Annotated in this window: 3 protein-coding genes; all 3 read left to right on the top strand. The window is 27.2% G+C overall.

Features of this window, described 5'->3' with window-relative positions:
• Window positions 1–1,347 (top strand): ABC transporter ATP-binding protein (locus J7G74_RS13570; RefSeq protein ID WP_297136314.1); only part of this gene is annotated, 1,347 nt, incomplete at its 5' end.
• 159 nt (window positions 1,348–1,506) lie between these two features.
• Entirely contained in the window at window positions 1,507–2,337 is an 831-nt protein-coding gene (locus J7G74_RS13565) for an aldo/keto reductase (protein ID WP_297136312.1), read from the top strand.
• 229 nt (window positions 2,338–2,566) lie between these two features.
• The coding region (locus tag J7G74_RS13560; protein WP_297136310.1) for a YaiI/YqxD family protein at window positions 2,567–2,953 on the top strand (387 nt) is incomplete at its 3' end.

The following is a 2,953-nucleotide window of genomic DNA, read 5'->3' as shown; positions in this document are numbered from 1 at the left end:
TTAAATCAAAGTTTAACTCAAATAATAACATCTTTTACTACAATAATAGGTGTATTAATAATGATGTTATCTATAAGTGTAGTTATGACTTTAAGTGCTTTAATAGTAATACCAATATCTTTATTATTAATATCTTTAGTAGTAAAAAAATCTCAAAAATATTTTAAAGCACAACAAGAATATTTAGGAGAAGTAAATGGCCAAGTTGAAGAATTATATGGAGGACATAACATAGTTCAAGCATTTAATGGGGAAGAAGATTCAATAAAAGAATTTAATAAAGTTAATAATAAACTTTATGATTCGGCATGGAGATCTCAATTCTTATCAGGGATAATGCAACCTCTAATGATGTTTGTAGGAAACTTAAGCTATGTAGTTGTTTCGATTCTTGGTGGATATTTAGTTATAAAAAATAAAATAGAAGTTGGAGATATACAATCATTTATTCAATATGTAAGAAGCTTCAACCAGCCTATTTCTCAAATGGCTCAAATATCAAATCAATTACAATCTACAGCAGCTGCTGCTGAGAGAGTATTTGAATTCCTAAATGAAGAGGAAGAAGATGTAACTATTGAAAATCCAGTTAGCATAGAAGGATTAGAAGGAAGAATTGATTTTGAACATGTCAAATTTGGATATAATGAAGATAGAACTATAATAAAAGACTTTACTGCTCATGTTAAACCAGGACAAAAAGTTGCAATAGTTGGACCAACAGGTGCTGGAAAATCAACTATGATAAAATTATTAATGAGATTCTATGATGTAAATTCTGGAAAAATACTTGTTGATGGGCATAATGTAAAAGATTTTAATAGAAGTGAATTAAGAGAATTATTTGGTATGGTTCTTCAAGATACATGGTTATTTAGTGGTTCAATAAAAGAAAATATTAGATATGGTAGATTAGATGCAAGTGATGAAGAGGTAATAGAGGCAGCAAAAGCAGCTCATGTTCATCATTTCATAAAAACACTACCAGATGGATATAATATGTTACTAAATGAAGAGTCTAGTAATATATCACAAGGTCAAAAACAGTTATTAACAATAGCCCGTGCTATATTAGCTGATCCTAAAATATTAATATTAGATGAAGCTACAAGTTCTGTAGATACAAGAACAGAATTATTAATTCAAAAAGCTATGGATAATCTTATGGAAGGAAGAACAAGCTTTATAATTGCACATAGATTATCAACAATAAAAAATGCAGATTTAATATTAGTAATGAATGATGGAGATATAATAGAACAAGGAAATCATGAAGAATTATTATCTAAAGGTGGCTTCTATGCTAATCTATACAATTCTCAATTTGCGGATAAAGAAGCTATTTAGAAGTAAATATAAAGAATAAAATAAAACACCTTGACTATATTATGTATATTCAAGGTGTTTTTGTATATTATAATATAGTTGATGATTTGACAGAATTAATATATTATTATTACAATGATAAATACTTAGACAAACAATATATTTTATGGAGGTATAATAATGGAACAAAGATATATAAAATTATCTAATGGTATAGACATACCTATTATAGGTTTTGGAACTTATAAACTAGAAAATGAAAATAATCAAGCATGTGAAGTTGTTAAACAAGCTATTAATGAGGGATATAGACATATTGATACAGCTGCCTTTTATAATAATGAACAGGGGATTGGAAAGGGAATTAGAGAGTGTAATGTACCTAGAGAAGAAATTTTTTTAACTACAAAAGTATGGATAGATGACGATGGCTATGAAAAAACTTTAAAAGCTTTTGATAAATCATTAGAAAAATTAGGATTAGATTACATAGATTTATACTTAGTACATTGGCCTACAGAGAATATAAAAGATACTTGGAAAGCTATTGAAGAATTATATAGAAAAAAAAAGGTAAGGGCAATAGGTGTATGTAACTTTAATGCTAAGCAATTATCTAAATTAATTGAATTTGCAGAAATTAATCCTATGGTAAATCAAGTAGAATTACATCCTAATCGTACTGAAAAGGATTTATTAAAAATGTGTAAAAGACATAATATCGCAGTTGAAGCTTGGAGTCCTATTATGAGAGGTGCTATACAATCTAGCGATACAATCAAAAATTTAGCTGAAAAATATAATAAAAGTGAAGCTCAAATAGTTCTAAGATGGCATCTTCAAAATAATGTAATAGCAATACCAAAAACAAGTAAATTAGATAGAATAAGAGAAAATATAGACATATTTGACTTTGAACTAGACAAAGAAGATATGGAAAAGATAGATTCTTTAAATAAGGATGAAAGAATTAAGCCACAAAAATATGAAGAATTATATATAGTAGATTAGAAGAAAGAGATTTATTAATCTCTTTTTTATATTTTAAGGGATTATAAATTATCTGAATTGCGGATAATTTATAATCTCAACTGATAAATTTTAGCAACAGTCAAAGCCACTGGCGACATGAAGTGTAGCGCCAACGCAGTGGTTATAATATTAAATAATAATCCTTAGAATCTAAAATTATAATGATGAAGATTATTAAAGAGATAATGATTGAAAGATTGGAGATACAATGAGAATATTAATTGATGGAGATGGATGTCCTGTAATAGATATTGCAATATCAATAGCAAGTGAGTTTAATATAAAAGTGATAATAATGTGTGATACTTCACATATATTTAATAAAGATGGAGCAGAAACTATGGTATTTTCAAAAGGAGCAGATTCTGTAGATTTTGCACTTATAAACAACTTAAAAAAAGAAGATATCGTAATAACTCAAGACTATGGTTTAGCTGCTATGGCTATAAATAAAGCTTCTTATGTTATAAATCAAAATGGAATGATTTATAGTAATGATAATATCGATAAATTACTTTATAGTAGACATATATCTAAAAAAATTAGAAAAGGTGGAGGAAGGGTTAAAGGGCCTAAAAAAAGATGTAAAGAAGAT

This window comes from Terrisporobacter sp. (assembly GCF_017888745.1).
GTDB lineage: Bacteria > Bacillota > Clostridia > Peptostreptococcales > Peptostreptococcaceae > Terrisporobacter.
This window is presented reverse-complemented; position numbering and strand designations above follow the sequence as displayed.

Coding starts and splice junctions, on each gene's coding strand:
- J7G74_RS13565 (WP_297136312.1), top strand. CDS start 1,507: ATGGAACAAAGATATATAAAATTATCTAATGGTATAGACATACCTATT.